The sequence below is a fragment of the Stenoxybacter acetivorans DSM 19021 genome, from assembly GCF_000745895.1.
Classification (GTDB): domain Bacteria; phylum Pseudomonadota; class Gammaproteobacteria; order Burkholderiales; family Neisseriaceae; genus Stenoxybacter; species Stenoxybacter acetivorans.
Map to the genome: position 1 here is coordinate 1 of NZ_JQKE01000067.1, position 15,400 is coordinate 15,400.

The following is a 15,400-nucleotide window of genomic DNA, read 5'->3' on the forward strand; positions in this document are numbered from 1 at the left end:
AAAACAACCTATGAACAACGATTATATATCAGCAGCTTATCAAACAATGCCGAATTGTTGAATCACGTCATACGCCTGCATTGGCGCATTGAAAACAGTTTGCATTGGTGCATGGATATTGCTTTTAAAGATGATCAAATGCGAGCCAGAAATGGCTTCGCTGCTCATAACTTAGCCATATTACACCGCATATCTCTTAACCTAATCCGCCTATCACCTGTGAAGCGCAAAGGTGGCATTAAAGTACAGCGATTACTGGCGGCTACCTCTGATAATTACCGTGAGCAACTACTGAAACTGTGTTAAATCTTTCATGCGATTGCCCTGCAAAGCGCCCCACATAACGGGCGTAATAGACCATTTTTTCATATAATCTATGCCTCGTTTTTTATTATTTTTCGATAAATTTCTTCATACATGGAACAAAACAATTTACAAGTATGATCAACAGCCATGAAGCACCGTTTGATTATGGCATCTGATGTAAAAAGATGTGCAATGACACAATGCGGATACACAACGCGGCAAAAAAGAAAATCGCAGTCATGTTTTAAAAACAGACTGCGCTCAATCACCGCCGCAAAATCACCATGCTTTCAGCACCCATTCACCAATGGTTTGCTTCGCCTCCGCGCCCAAGCGGCGCCCAATGACTTTGCTGAATGGGTCTTCGGGAGAATAATCCACCAATTCAGGTGCTTTGATAACATCGCGGGCAACGCTGTACACATTGCCGAAATCGTCAATTAAACCGGTTTTTTTGGCTTCAATACCTGTGTAAACCCTACCGCTGAAAAGGTCGGGATTTCCGGCTTCTTGCAACCGTTCACCGCGTCCGAGCCGCACTGATTTGATGAATTCCTGATGAATATCATTAAGCATTCCCTGCCAAATGGCGGCTTGTTCGGGTGTTTCCGCGGTAAACGGATCACCCATGCCTTTATTCTCACCCGCAATTTTTAAACGGCGTTTCACACCGATTTTGTCCATGAGTTCGGTGAAGTCGAAACCGCCGCCTATCACACCGATGCTGCCCACCATGCTTGAGGGATCTGCATAAATTTTGTCGGCGGCAGCCGCGATGTAGTAACAGCCGGAGGCGCAGACATCTTCTGTCACCACATAAAGCGGTATATTCTTGTGTTCACTTTTCAAACGGCGCACCTCACCAAAGGCAATATTGGACACCACGGGCGAGCCGCCGGGGCTGTTGGCAAGAATAATCACGCCTTTGACGTTGGTATTATCGTAGGCTGCCTGCAAACCTTGACGCAATTGCGCCGCTTGGTCTGCCTCGCTGTCTATCGTGCCACTGAGTTTAATCACAGCGGTGTGCGGTTTAGACATATTGATTTTCACCTGCCCGCTGCGTCCCGACAAACCGCCGATCAGCATTAAAATCAACATCACCCACACCAGCCGCCATATCCATTTCAACCACCGTCCGCGGCGTTGTTCGCGATAAACCTGCATCAGCAGTTTTTCCAACATACCGCGCTCCCAAGTTTGGCTGCCGCTGCTTGTTTCGCCCTCAATCGGGCTGTCCATGCCTTTGATTTTGATTTTCATTGAATTCGTTTGTCCTGTGTTTCATGTGTATCAGCAGCACCTTGTTTTAAAACCACAACGGCATGATTTTTCTGCCGTATGGCTGATGCCGCTACGCTGTTATGCCCTGCATCGGTTTTAAGATAACGGCACACCCAACCACTGTGCCAAATCACCCAAGTGCGCAAACAAGCCGACATGCGGGGCTTGCCGCAACATATCGGCACCGTGTGCACCGGTGCTGACTGCCGCCGCGTCTGCACCGGCATTGGCGGCAAGCCACAAATCGTGTGTGGTGTCGCCAATCATCAAAACTTCGCGCGGCTCTGTGCCCAATTCTTCGCAAATGGATAATACCATTTCGGGGTTGGGCTTGGCGGCGCATTCGTCCACCGTGCGCGTGGCGAGAAAATAATCGGCAATTCCGGTGTCGCGCAAACCCTTGGTTAAGCCTCGCCGTGATTTGCCGGTGGCAATTGCCAGCCAATAATGCTGCCGCAGCAAAGACAATACGCGCACAGTATCGGCAAACAACACCGTGCGATTGCCTGGGCTTAAGTAGTGGCGGCGGTAGTATTGCAGCAATTGCGGCAAATCGGCTTTGCGTGCTTTCGGCACCGCTTGGTGCAAGGCTTGCGCCAAATCCAAGCCAATCACACGGCGCACGGCTTCGTCATCGGGTTCTGGCAGCCCTGTTTGGCGGGCGGCGTATTGCGCTGAGGCAACAATTTGCGCCACTGAATCGGCAAGTGTGCCGTCCCAGTCGAAAATCAAAATTTTGTATTGTTTTATCATCATTATTCTGCATTTGAATGGTTATGCTGTGAAAACAAATGATGCGGGAATCTGCCTTTTGCCGTGTTATTCTGAATGAAATAAACGGCTGTATTTTACCCGTTATCACGCCTTTTTTATCTTTTCAGGCAGCCTGAAAGAATGTTTGCTTTACTCTTTACCGTGCGCCAATACCAGTAACAATTGCTGTAAATCCATCGGCAGCGGGGCATTCAGGTTCAGCGGCTCTCCCGACAAAGGATGCGGCAAAACCAATTCGGCGGCATGTAAAAACATGCGCTTTAAGCCAATTTTTTGCAACCGCTTGTTGGCTTGGTAATCACCATAGCGTTCATCGCCCGCAATCGGACAATGCTGCGACTGCATGTGAACACGGATTTGGTGGGTGCGTCCTGTTTTTAAAGTAGCTCGAAGCAAGCTTAAATCCGACAAGCCAATTTGGTGCAACAGGCTGCCTGAAAACCGCTGCAAAACATCAAATACCGTGTGCGCACTTTGCCCGTCTTCACCCACACGCACCATTTTTTCCCCTTGTGCGCCGACATATTTAACAAGCGGCAAGGTAACACGGCGGGTTTCTGCCTGCCACGCACCCACGCCCAATGCCAAATAGCTTTTTTGCGGCACATTCAACCGAATCATTTCATGCAACTTCACCAATGCACTGCGCTTTTTGGCAATCATCAATAAGCCGCTGGTGTCTTTGTCTAAGCGATGCACCAATTCCAAATACCGCGCTTGCGGACGGGCGCGGCGCAGCTGCTCAATCACCCCAAAACTCACGCCGCTACCGCCGTGTACTGCCACACCCGAAGGTTTGTTAATCACCAATAAGGCATCGTCTTCGTAAACAATGTCAAACACGCGCGGCGGTATCGGTTTTGCTGATGTATCTGCACTTGCCGCTGTGCGCACGGGCGGAATCCGCACCACATCACCCACATTCAGCCGATCTGTTCCTTTGCAGCGTTTTTTATTCAGGCGAACCTCGCCGCCGCGAATAATACGCTGAACATGGCTTTTCGGTACACCTTTGAGTTCACAGAATAAAAAATTATCCAACCGCTGACCTTCAGCCGTATCATCTATGGTGAGAAAACGCACCAAATCTTTGCTTGTTGCCGTCATCTTGCTTATAATCCGAAAAGTCTTTGTTGTGAAAACGGTAGGCTGAATCATGACGCAACCGTTCCAAACAGCACAAGCATTACCCGATTCGCGCTTCTTTCAGTGCCTGAAATCTGAGGCACTGGGAAGCAAAATATAACGTATTTATGTAAAAAACGCACTCAAATTAAGCAAAAGATACGGCTAAAGAAAAAGAATTATTCGATTGCCGTAATGAAACAAATGTAACCGTATTTGACTTCTTTTTCGCAAATTTTATGATGCTGCGAAAACCGAAATAAAAGAAAAAAACACCATTATCCGTTGCCGCCTGCGGCGGCGAATTGCCACGCAGCGGTTAATGTTTTAAACCAACAGCAGTGAACTGCGAACAAATATCTTTGTCTTTGCGCGGTTATCACACAACTCGCTGTTTTAACAGTAATTTAAAATAAGCAGCACAAGCGCATCGAAAAACCGGCGAATTTGTGCCGCCTTGATCTTTATTTTTTCTTTCAGCCGCATCATTCAGGCTGCCTGAAAAGTTTTTTTCAGACAAGCTGAATCATTCGGGTCAAATGCCAAATACATTGTTGTTTCTTGCTGTTTTGAGGTGCTGCCCAGAGGAACACCCATGAAACGCATGTTATTTAACGCCACACAAGCAGAAGAATTGCGCGTGGCGATTGTTGATGGTCAGAATCTCATCGATTTAGACATCGAAACCCTTGGCAAAGAACAACGAAAAGGCAATATTTACAAAGGCATCATCACACGCATTGAGCCTTCTTTAGAGGCTTGTTTTGTTGATTACGGTGCCGGCCGCCACGGTTTCTTGCCGTTCAAAGAAGTTTCCCGCAGTTATTTCCAAGATTACGAGGGCGGGCGCGCCCGAATTCAAGACGTGCTGGCAGAAGGCATGGAAGTCATCGTCCAAGTGGAAAAGGACGAACGCGGCAACAAAGGCGCGGCTCTGACCACGTTTATCAGCTTAGCAGGACGTTATTTGGTGCTGATGCCGAATAACCCGCGCGGCGGCGGTGTGTCGCGGCGCATTGAAGGCGAAGAACGGCAAGAGCTCAAAAGCGCGATGAGTCAGCTGGAAACCCCGCGCGGCATGAGCCTGATTGCGCGCACCGCCGGCATTGGGCGCAGTGCGGAAGAATTGCAATGGGATTTAAATTATCTGGCACAACTGTGGCAAGCCATTGAAGAAGCCGCACGGCAGCACAGCGAACCGTATTTACTGTTTATGGAAAGCGCGCTGCTGATTCGCGCCATTCGCGACTATTTTCAGCCCGACATCGGCGAAATTCTGATTGACAATCAAGAAGTCTATGAGCAAATCAGTGAATTTATGAGCTATGTGATGCCGGCATACATCGACCGCTTGCGCCACTACACTGATCACACACCGCTGTTTTCCCGCTTTCAAATCGAACACCAAATTGAATCGGCATTTTCGCGTTCCGTCCCATTGCCATCTGGCGGCGCAATTGTGATTGACCACACCGAAGCCTTGGTTTCCATTGACGTGAACTCTGCCCGCTCCACACGCGGTGCAGACATTGAAGACACCGCATTTAAAACCAATATGGAAGCCGCGGAAGAAGCTGCCCGACAAATGCGTTTGCGCGACTTGGGCGGCTTGGTGGTCATTGATTTTATTGACATGGAAAACGCCAAAAACCAGCGCGATGTTGAAAATACCCTGCGCGATGCCTTAAAACAGGATCGCGCACGGGTGCAAACCAGCAAATTATCGCGCTTTGGTTTACTGGAATTGTCTCGCCAACGCCTCAAACCTTCGCTGGGCGAAAGCAGCCACACCGCTTGCCCGCGTTGCGGCGGCACGGGTTTTATCCGCGGCATCGAATCCACTGCCTTGCATGTTTTGCGCATCATTCAAGAAGAAGCAATGAAAGGCAACACTGTTCAGGTTCACGCACAAGTGCCTGTTGACGTGGCAACTTTTCTGTTAAATGAAAAACGCGCCGAATTATTCGGCTTAGAAGAGCGTTTAGACGTTTCTGTGCTGTTGATTCCCAATCCGCACTTGGAAAATCCGCACTACGAAATCACCCGCGTACGCAACGACAACGCAGAAGAAGAATCACCGCCCAGCTACAAACAAGTCAGCGTTCCGGAAAACACCGAATCTTTGCCGTTTGCCGTCGGTCAGCCCAAACCGATGAAACCCGAGCCGGCAGTGAAAGGCGTGCGCCACAGCCAGCCTGCACCGATTGTAGAAAAAGCGGCAGAAAAAACACCGAGCGTGTTTGCCAAAATTAAAACGTGGTTTAGCAAAGTATTCTCATCGGCTGAAGAAACCAAACCCGTTGCAGAAAGCCAAGAAAACCAGCGGCACAACCAAAGACGCAATGCCGTGCCCCACAAAAAACCGCGCACACGGCAAGCAGCACTGCCGCGCCGCCATTCCGATCAAGACAATAACACCGACAGCAAAGCTGATAACAACAAAGACAACAACAAAACAGAATTGGGCAAACTGGACGCGGCAGCAAAACGGCGCAATGCCGAAGCAGCGTTGCGTAAAGCCGATTTGGCAGCAGCGCGTGCCAACGAAGCAAATAAAGGCGATGCTGCTGAAGAAACCAATGAAAACGACAACAATCGCCGTCGCCGCCGCAACACACGCAATCCGCGTAAAGACGACAACGCCTTATCTGTGCCGGCTGCCGCAACCGCCGTTCACGAAGCCATTGCCGAAGAAACCAATGAAAACACCGGTCATGAACCACTGATTATCACCCTGCCCACCGCATCGGCAGACGATACCGCCGTTTCCCGCCGCAAACCCAAAAATACGGCGGAGAAAACAGAGAATCGGCGCAAAAACCCAATCGGCAGAAAAGAAGGCCGACATATCCCGTCTGCCGCCAAAATTGTGCGCTACTTGAATATCCGCGATGCCGCTGACCGCGTAACCGCTGCCGTTGCGCATATTCTGCCGACAGATACGGTTACACCGCAAATCGACGCAGCTGCCAACAGTAATGCCGCGCTCAACAGTGGTGAGAATGAAAATAGGATTATTGAACAAGCCGCTTTCAATGTTCAGGCAGCCGCTGTGCATGTTTTGGCACAAATCAATACAACCGCCGATGTACATGAGAATACAGCCGCAATGGTGCATACGCCCGAGCCGGAACCTGCGGTATCAATAAGCGGTGAAGTCATGCAGCAAGTGGTTACGCAATCGCACCCAGATGCGCTGATTAACAGCGAAGCAACGGAGAAAATGCCTGCTAAACGCACCCGTCAGCAAGCCAAAGCCGAAGAAATTCATCAGTCTTCGCTGAAACCTGCCGAAGAAGCGGCTGCCTTGATTATGGTAGAAACCAAATCAGCAATGTTTGAATCTGATGTGTCTGATGCGTCTGAATCCATATTGCCTACACCTGAACCGATTCCGCCGAAAAACATCAGCCCCAAACCTGCCGACCTTACTGCCGAAAGCGGTTTGATTTTGGTGGAAACCAAAGCCGAAGCCTTGCTTCAGGCACAAAATGAACAGCCCGCTGTGTTGCTCGGCAAACCGCGCCGCAACGATAAACCGCATACCGTTTATACCGAGCAGACCACCGCGCCCTTACAGCAAGTGGAAACCCGATAAGCACTCGAAGGCGGAGGTGTTTCCGCCTTTGTTTTAACGAAAGCGGATTCATCGGTTCGTCCGCTTGTTTTATACTCACTGCCGATTTTTCCCGCAACCGATTTTCAGGCAGCCTGAATTTTAGTGGAGCAACAGCATGATTTGTGATTTGAGCAAAATAACCTGTATCGAAGACTTGCGCCGCGTTGCCAAACGCAAAGTACCGAAAATGTTTTATGACTACGCGGATTCGGGTTCATGGACAGAATCCACTTACCGCGCCAACAGCCGCGATTTTCAAAGCGTTTATTTTCGTCAGCGCGTTTTAACCGACATGACCCACCGCAGCCTCAAAACCCAAATGCTGGGGCAAGACGTAACCATGCCTGTTGCACTCTCGCCCACGGGCTTGGCGGGTATGCAGCGTGCCGATGGTGAAATTCTGGCGGCACGTGCCGCTGAAAAATTCGGCGTACCGTTCACCTTATCCACCATGTCGGTTTGCTCAATTGAAGACGTTGCCGAGCACACGTCCGCACCGTTTTGGTTTCAATTGTATGTGATGCGTGACCGCACTTTTATGCTGGATTTAATCCGCCGCGCCCGCGAAGCCAACTGTTCAGCCTTGGTATTAACCGCCGATTTGCAAGTACTCGGACAGCGGCACAAAGACATCAAAAATGGCTTATCCACACCGCCCAAGCCCACACTGCGCAACTGGCTCAATTTGGCAACCAAGCCCGAATGGTGCTTAACCATGCTGAACACCAATCGGCGTACTTTCCGCAATATCGTCGGACACGCGCCCAATGTGGATAATGTGTCCTCTTTGTCAGAGTGGACAGCAGAGCAATTCGACCCGCGTTTGAGCTGGGACGACGTGGCTTGGATTAAAGACGCTTGGGGCGGCAAATTGATTATCAAAGGAATTTTGGACGCAGAAGATGCGCAATTGGCAGTAAAACACGGCGCAGATGCCATTGTGGTGTCCAATCACGGCGGCCGCCAGCTTGACGGCGCACCCGCCACAATCAAAACCCTGCCGTCGATTGTATCGGCAGTGGGCAAAGACATTGAAGTCTGGCTCGACAGCGGCATTCGCAGCGGTCAAGATGTGTTAAAAGCCATCGCCTTGGGTGCAAAAGGCACGATGATTGGGCGGGCGTTTCTGTATGGCTTGGGCGCATACGGCGAAGACGGTGTAACCCGTGCTTTGGAAATCATTTACAACGAAATGGATATTTCCATGGCGTTTTGCGGACACACCAACATTAACACCGTAAACAAAGATATTTTGATTACAGAATCCAATGAATTCTGTCGGTTTTAAACCAAGCAAACCCACAGGCTGCCTGAAAAAAGATTGACAAGGTATTTGCTGCCAAATCAAGCACTCAGCAATCCATTTGCGGCACACAAGCCGTGTGCAATATTTCAAATTTCAGGCAGCCTGAAAAACAGAAGCCTTATTTATCACCATGGTGAATAAGGCAAATATCGGCACAGCAATTTATCCGTTCAACCCAAAACAATCAACAGGCATCAAAACAAACCTGCGCCCAGTAGCAATAATCGGTATTTTTGAATTTCAGGCAAATCATCGGCATAAAAAATGGATATTTTATTGTTTATCAAAGCCCTAATTTTAGGCATTATCGAAGGTTTAACCGAATTTCTGCCCGTATCCAGCACAGGGCATTTAATTGTTTTTGCCGATTTATTGAATTTTTCCAGCAAGGAAAAAGTATTTGAAATTGCGATACAACTGGGTGCGGTTTTGGCTGTGGTATTTGAATATCGGGCGCGGTTTTGGCACGTGCTGACTCATGTCGGCAAAGAAGCGCAAACCAACCGCTTTGTACTGAACTTAATCATCGCGTTTATTCCCGCCGCCGTCATCGGTTTACTGTTTAGCAATAACATCAAAACTTACTTGTTTAACCCGATAACGGTTGCGGCGGCGTTGGTGATTGGCGGCTTATTGATTTTATGGATAGAAAAACGCCAAAGTGCCCGTACACCCAAAGTATTGCGCGTGGAAGACATGCGCCCGAAAGATGCTTTGGTGGTGGGTTTGGCACAGGTTTTGGCTTTGATTCCCGGCACATCACGTTCAGGCAGCACCATTATGGGCGGTATGCTGTGGGGCTTGGAGCGCAAAGCGGCAACGGAATTTTCTTTTTTTCTGGCAGTGCCGGTAATGATCGCCGCCACGGGCTACGACATCTTCAAACACTACCAAAATTTTTCTTTACAAGACAGCTTATTGATTATCACAGGTTTTGCGGCGGCTTTTGTTGCCGGTTTAATTGCGGTTAAAGCCTTATTAAAATTTATTTCACACAAAAACTACGTACCGTTTGCTTGGTATCGCATCGTATTTGGCGGCGTGATTTTGCTGACTTGGGCTTTGGGCTGGGTGGCTTGGGGTTGAGTGATGCGGCAGTGTTTTAAAAAATAATACGCATCGTTTTTAATGCCATAACAAATAATGTGGTTTCGGTTTTTTCAGGCTGCCTGAAAACAAAGTGTTTACCATTGTGAGTAGCTGCAAACAGTTGCAGACGGCACAGCAATCCCGCTTTTAATACTCCGTGCCAACGCCGTATTCACCAACACAGCAGGTAAGAGCTTCACTTTCGCCGCTTATTCGTTCCACGTGTGTTTTATTTTATCCAAAGCGCGGCGATCTCGTTTGGTTGGGCGGCCTTCGGGGTAAGCAAGGCTGGCGCGATCTGCTTTTGCCAACAATTTCTGCTCTTCGCGTTTGGCGGCAACCGCCAAATCTTCTTGATAAAGCTGCTGTGCCTCAGCAGCGGGGCGGCGCATGTGGTTGAGTTTTAAGACAGTGATTTTGTACGGCAGTGAATTCAGGGTCAAATCAATTTTATCGCCCGCCGCAATGTTTTTGCTGTTTTTCACTTTTGCACCGTTCACCAAAACCCGTCCCAATTCAATGTGCTTTTGTGCCAAAGCACGGGTTTTAAAAAACCGTGCCGCCCAAAGCCATTTATCCAAGCGCATGGCGTTGTTATCGTTTGTATCAGTCATGATGATTTGTTGTTCATTTATTGAGTGCGCAATATTAGCAGAGATTCAAGTGTTTTACCGCCGCCGTCGTTGGCTCTCTTTTACACTTTAGCGATTGATTTCGGACTCCACACCCAGAAGATTCTTGCGCTTTTCATCACCCTGTTTTGCCAAACGATGCCATTTATCTGCTTCCTGTTCATCTTTCGGCACACCTTGACCCGAGCGGTACATATTGCCGAGAAAATATTGCGCGGACACATTTCCATGCTCGGCTGCCAAGCGAAACCATTTGGCGGTTGCTTGATCGTCTTGCGCCACACCTTGACCTTTGTCGTACATTACACCCAGATTATTCTGAGCAATCGCATCACCTTGTTCCGCCAATAGTTGCCATTCCCGCAAAGCAGCGGCGTAATCTTGATGCTGATATGCTGCCCATCCTTCCTCAAATCCTGCGGCAGCAAAATTGGGCAGCAACAAAGCCAATATAAAACCGCCGCGATACAAAAGGGATATAAAGTTGGTTTGTGGTTTCTGATGTTTTATGTTTTTTCCTGCGTCTTTCCATTCGGTTTTTTTAATCATGAATAATCATACCAAAATCCTTTTTTAGCGTATTGCCGAAGAAAGGGGAATTTGTTTTGCATCATTATTCTATTAAAAAACCGTATTCAGTTTTCTTCAAAACCCGAATACGGCGGCTGTTGTTTAATCAATTATTGCTTGCCTTGGTTAAATTACATTGGCATTATTTTGCGCTTTACCGCATGTCTTGACCCAGCTTATACAACATCAACTTCGCTCTCACATCACCTTGCTCTGCCGCCAAACGAAACCATTTAACGCCCTCTTGATCATCTTTTTCCACTCCCAGCCCTTCTAAGTACATAGCACCGAGAAAATATTGCGCGTCCACATGACCCTGATCCGCTGCCAAGCGAAACCATTTGGCGGCTGCCTGAAAGTCTATCGGCACACCTTCTCCCTCAATATACATCGCGCCCAGATTATATTGCGCTTGCGCATAACCTTGTTCTGCTGCCAAGCGAACCCATTTTAAGGCTTTCTGATAATCCTGCGCTACGCCCTGACCATTGGCGTACATCGCGCTCAAATTATATTGCGCGACCGCATGACCCTGTTCTGCTACCAAGCCAAACCATTTAACGGCTTCGCGGTCGTTTTTCGGTACACCTTGGGCAGTGGCATACATTATGCCCAGATTAAATTGCGCTGCGGCATCGCCCTGCTCTGCCAAAGGCTGCCATTCTTGCAAGGCAGCAGCGTAATCTTGACGTTGATAGGCTGCCAACCCCGCCGAAAAATCAGCCGCAGCAAGATTGGGCAGCAGCAAAGCCAACAGCAAGCCGCTGCGATACAACAAGGATTTGAAGTTGGTTTGCGGTTTCTGATATTTCATGTTTTTTCCTGCCTCTTTCTATTCGGTTTTTTTAATCATGAATAATCATATCAAAATCCTTTTTCAGCGTATTGCCGAAGAAAGGGGAATTTGTTTTGCATCATTATTCTATTAAAAAAGCCGTATTCGGTTTTCTTCAAAACCCAAATACGGCAGCTGTTGTTTAATCAATTATTGCTTGCCTTGATTAAATTGCATTGGCATTATTTTGCGTTTTACCGCGTGTCTTGATCCAGCTTATTCAACATCAACGTCAATTTCGCTCTCACATCACCTTGCTCTGCCGCCAAACGAAACCATTTAACGGCTGCCTGAATGTCTTGCGGCACGCCTTTGCCCGCGAAGTACATATTGCCCAGATTAAATTGCGCTTCGGCAAAACCCTGTTCCGCTGCCAAGCGATACCATTTTAAGGCTGCCTGATTGTCTTGCGGCACGCCTTCACCATTGGCGTACATCAAGCCCAAATTAAATTGCGCTCGGGAATTACCCTGCTCGGCTGCCAAGAGATACCATTTTAAGGCTGCCTGATTGTCTTGCGCCACGCCCCGACCCTCGGCGTACATAAAGCCCAGATTAGTTTGCGCTCGGGAATTACCCTGCTCGGCTGCCAAACGAAGCCATTTTAAGGCTGCCTGAAAGTCTTGCGGCACACCCAGACCATTGATGTACATCACACCCAGAGCACTTTGAGCGGTTGTATAACCTTGTTCTGCCGCCAAGCCAAACCATTTAGCGGCTTCGCGGTCATTTTTCGGTACACCTCGACCATTGGCGTACATCACACCCAAATTCGATTGCGCTCGGGAATGACCCTGCTCGGCTGCCAAGCGAAGCCATTTGGCAGCTGCCTGATTGTCTTGCGGTACACCTTGACCCTCGGCGTACATCAAACCCAGATTATATTGCGCTTCGGCATAGCCCTGCTCAGCTGCCAAACGATACCACTTGGCGGCTGCCTGAAAGTCTTGCACCACACCTTGACCATTGGTATACATTACACCCAGATTATATTGCGCTGCTGCATAACCTTGCTCTGCTGCCAAGCGATACCATTTTAAAGCTGCCTGAAAATCTTGCGCCACACCTTGACCATTGGTGTACATCAAACCCAGATCAAGCTGAGCAATGGCATCACCTTGTTCCGCTGCCAAACGATACCATTTGGCTGCGGCTTGATCGTCTTGCGCCACACCTTGACCCTTGACGTACATAACGCCCAGATTCGCTTGCGCTTCGGCAATACCTTGTTCTGCTGCCAAGCGATACCATTTTAAGGCTACCTGAAAGTCTTGCGGCACACCTTGACCCTTGTAATACATCACGCCCAGATAAAATTGCACTTTTGCATCACCTTGTTCTGCCAATGGCTGCCATTCTTGCAAGGCAGCGGCGTAATCTTGACGCTGATATGCTGCCAGCCCCGCCGACAAATCAGCCGCAGCAAAATTGGGCAGCAACAAAGCCAATATGAAACCGCTGCGATACAACAAGGATTTGAAGTTAGTTTGTGGTTTCTGATGTTTCATGTTTTTTCCTGCGTCTTTCTATTCGGTTTTTTAATTATGAATAATGCCAAAATTTCTTATTTTTTAATGCACTACTATAAAGTGTATAAGTTGTAAGAAATCCCAGCGTTGTTTACAGTATTTATAGGAAAATACTGCAATGAACATTCATATAGGTCGCTGCAGTTCAGGCTACCTGAAATACTGATGCGGGTGTTAGTATTTGTTATAAGGTATTAGGTTTATAGGTTACATTTTTCATCTTTCTCTCCACAGTTTCCCATCTTGATATAGCCCTTTTCTTTCATACATTTCGGTATGTAAAACGCAAGATCATAATAACCAATACGAGCCCCAGCTTCAGCTTCAGTAACTGTTTTTCCTTGTTGTTCAAGCTCTTGTTTTTTGATTTTAAATGCTCTATCCATTGTTTGTTGAATGAAATAACCATCCTTCGTCCGCATACCTCCACAAGCAACTATATCTTTCCATCTTTGTTCTGTATTGGTAAATCCAATGGTATCTGGTTTTTGGTATAGAGCGGCTTCTGATACTTTATCGAAACAATGGACACTCTGAGGTAAAACCAAGCAACCATCTCGCCAATAACAAGAAGATAAAAATAGTGTTAATCCTAATAAAATAAAATTCTTCATTTTTATTTTCCTAATTTTAAGATTAATTGCATCACATCAGAAGAAATTAAATCTGACAAAGTAAATGGAGAAAAAAATAGGAAGTACTACTGCTATAGCAATGTTTGGTACTATTCCTTCAAACGCGATTATATTTCTGTCAAAATTCTTTCTAAATATTTATATCCTTTATTTTCCATGCAATTAGCAAATTTCCTTACTGCTTTCCAATCATTGTTTCCTCCTGGGTTTTTCTCTCTTATTTGCCTAAATAAATTTCCATATTTATCTGGGTTTCCTCCACAACTCTGAATATCTCTAAGTTTTTGCTCTTTGGTACTTCCGTCTTTTTTATATCTATCAAAATCACTGACATTTTCCCTTGGGCAATAAACTGATTGAGGAGAAACGAAACAACCATTACGCCAGTAACAAGATGATAATAAAGAAAGAGAAATGAATAAAATAATATTTTTCATTTTCATTTCCCCAGTTGTAAGATTAGTTGCATCACATCAGAAGAAATTAAATCTGACAAAGCAAATGGCGCGGAAACAGGAACTGCTATTACTGTAGTAACACTTGATGCTTTATTTTCAAATTTACCTCTATTTCTGGAAGTATTACCGTCTGCGCCATACCAACCCCAAATTTGCCCACCAATATAATCATGAGTACCCGCAAAAGATTCAATTATGAAATCTTTCAAGCTTCCAGATTGATATTCTCCCAACATTGATCCCTGTATGGCTTGAAATCCTCCGGTTGCACCATACATATCCCCTGCAGCAGGGTTTTTTATTGGATTGATGGCATCTGCCATCGTTGGCAATTCACTATTTCCTATATAGTTATACGATCCATCGCTATTTTTGCTACATCTTTGATCATCTGCACCACAAATTGCATCTAAATTAAGACGAACACCTCCTAATTTCACGCCATCGAAATAACCACTGTCATAGGAAGTATTGCTGAGGTAATCAATATCACCTTCTTTTCCTGAACCATGTATGCCAGGGAATATTCTGGAGTTGGTTAAGGTTTCTTCTCTTAACTTGGTTGCAGCAATCTGCAAAGTCCCTTGCGTAACCGCAGCCGTTGGATCTGCTGTTATCATGCCCACTAAGGTTTCTAAAAACCGTTTCTGGTATTGAAGTTTATAAATTTCTTCATATAACGCGGTTTTTTCTTCTTCATTTGTTGTCTCTTTGATTTTTTCACGCAATTCTTTTTGTTTCGGTAAAGTATAGGCATCTATCATGCTTTGTGCGGTTGAACCGAATTTTTGAGTAACCTCTACTTGCAGATTTAATTCTGCCAATACTTTGTCTTTATCAAAGTTATTTTTCAGGGAGCCTGCGTGTTGGGCATAATCCTCAGTACTGATGTCGGTTTTAATCGCTAGCTTGATTTCTTCGGCGGTTTTGCCGGTCAGCTCCTGTTGTTTCGCTTCGTCGGTGATGACGATGTTGGCGGTGTTGATGCCGCTGTGGGTGGTGCTGCTTTCATGTCCGCCGTCGCTGCCGAAACCGATGCTCTGATTGACGCTATTGGTCGGCTTGCCGTCTTTACCGGTGGTTTTGCCGTCCCAGCCGCCGTTGATGGCTGCGCTGCCGCTGATGCCGAAACTGCTGCCTTCATAATCAGCATGGTTATACAGGTCGCTGAAGGTGAGGCTGCCGGTACTCAGGCTGTTTCTATTGTTGTCTTCTGCACTCTGCGCTGAGGTAATCAA

General features: G+C 47.1%; 14 protein-coding genes. 4 read left to right on the forward strand and 10 right to left on the reverse strand.

All coding sequences use genetic code 11. From position 1 onward, the window contains the following. The coding region (locus Q384_RS09195; protein ID WP_037587335.1) for an ISAs1 family transposase at positions 1 to 306 on the forward strand (306 nt) is incomplete at its 5' end. A 279-nt stretch (positions 307 to 585) separates the two neighbouring features. On the opposite strand, the gene Q384_RS09200 is transcribed toward Q384_RS09195, so the two are convergent. The 3 genes from Q384_RS09200 to Q384_RS09210 all read right to left on the reverse strand — a co-directional run bounded on the left by Q384_RS09200 (position 586) and on the right by Q384_RS09210 (position 3,471). Then, complete coding sequence (locus tag Q384_RS09200) at positions 586 to 1,569, reverse strand: S49 family peptidase (RefSeq protein WP_084224456.1); 984 nt, start codon at positions 1,567 to 1,569, stop codon at positions 586 to 588. Between the two features lie 117 nt (positions 1,570 to 1,686). Beyond that, positions 1,687 to 2,346 carry an HAD-IA family hydrolase gene (locus Q384_RS09205; protein ID WP_245608535.1) on the reverse strand — a complete coding sequence of 220 codons (660 nt, stop codon included), beginning with the start codon at positions 2,344 to 2,346 and terminating at the stop codon, positions 1,687 to 1,689. A gap of 147 nt (positions 2,347 to 2,493) precedes the next feature. Then, a complete protein-coding gene (locus tag Q384_RS09210) occupies positions 2,494 to 3,471 on the reverse strand; it encodes an RluA family pseudouridine synthase (protein WP_037587336.1) in 978 nt (325 codons plus the stop codon). A 613-nt stretch (positions 3,472 to 4,084) separates the two neighbouring features. Here Q384_RS09210 and Q384_RS09215 point away from each other — a divergent pair. The 3 genes from Q384_RS09215 to Q384_RS09225 all read left to right on the forward strand — a co-directional run bounded on the left by Q384_RS09215 (position 4,085) and on the right by Q384_RS09225 (position 9,500). Then, a complete protein-coding gene (locus Q384_RS09215; protein WP_084224457.1) occupies positions 4,085 to 7,087 on the forward strand; it encodes an Rne/Rng family ribonuclease in 3,003 nt (1,000 codons plus the stop codon). Positions 7,088 to 7,223: 136 nt separating this feature from the next. Beyond that, a complete protein-coding gene (locus Q384_RS09220) occupies positions 7,224 to 8,396 on the forward strand; it encodes an alpha-hydroxy acid oxidase (protein WP_037587337.1) in 1,173 nt (390 codons plus the stop codon). 282 nt (positions 8,397 to 8,678) lie between these two features. Next, the gene (locus Q384_RS09225; protein WP_037587338.1) at positions 8,679 to 9,500 is read left to right on the forward strand and encodes an undecaprenyl-diphosphate phosphatase; all 822 of its coding nucleotides are present in this window, start codon (positions 8,679 to 8,681) and stop codon (positions 9,498 to 9,500) included. A 212-nt stretch (positions 9,501 to 9,712) separates the two neighbouring features. Here Q384_RS09225 and Q384_RS09230 read toward each other — a convergent pair whose 3' ends face one another. The 7 genes from Q384_RS09230 to Q384_RS14070 all read right to left on the reverse strand — a co-directional run. Continuing rightward, entirely contained in the window at positions 9,713 to 10,117 is a 405-nt protein-coding gene (locus tag Q384_RS09230) for an RNA-binding S4 domain-containing protein (RefSeq protein WP_037587339.1), read from the reverse strand. An 87-nt stretch (positions 10,118 to 10,204) separates the two neighbouring features. Further along, a complete protein-coding gene (locus Q384_RS09235; protein ID WP_051940815.1) occupies positions 10,205 to 10,684 on the reverse strand; it encodes a tetratricopeptide repeat protein in 480 nt (159 codons plus the stop codon). Positions 10,685 to 10,859: 175 nt separating this feature from the next. After that, the gene (locus Q384_RS09240) at positions 10,860 to 11,519 is read right to left on the reverse strand and encodes a tetratricopeptide repeat protein (protein WP_051940818.1); all 660 of its coding nucleotides are present in this window, start codon (positions 11,517 to 11,519) and stop codon (positions 10,860 to 10,862) included. A 215-nt stretch (positions 11,520 to 11,734) separates the two neighbouring features. Next, positions 11,735 to 13,048 (reverse strand): SEL1-like repeat protein, encoded by a 1,314-nt coding sequence (locus Q384_RS14375; protein WP_051940821.1) that lies wholly within the window; start codon positions 13,046 to 13,048, stop codon positions 11,735 to 11,737. A 221-nt stretch (positions 13,049 to 13,269) separates the two neighbouring features. After that, positions 13,270 to 13,683 (reverse strand): hypothetical protein, encoded by a 414-nt coding sequence (locus Q384_RS12710; RefSeq protein ID WP_051940824.1) that lies wholly within the window; start codon positions 13,681 to 13,683, stop codon positions 13,270 to 13,272. A gap of 128 nt (positions 13,684 to 13,811) precedes the next feature. Beyond that, on the reverse strand, positions 13,812 to 14,141 hold the full coding sequence (locus tag Q384_RS13375) for a hypothetical protein (RefSeq protein ID WP_156956526.1): 330 nt from the start codon (positions 14,139 to 14,141) through the stop codon (positions 13,812 to 13,814). Between the two features lie 2 nt (positions 14,142 to 14,143). Then, positions 14,144 to 15,400: prefoldin domain-containing protein (locus Q384_RS14070; protein WP_483855119.1), on the reverse strand; the 1,257-nt coding region annotated here is incomplete at its 5' end.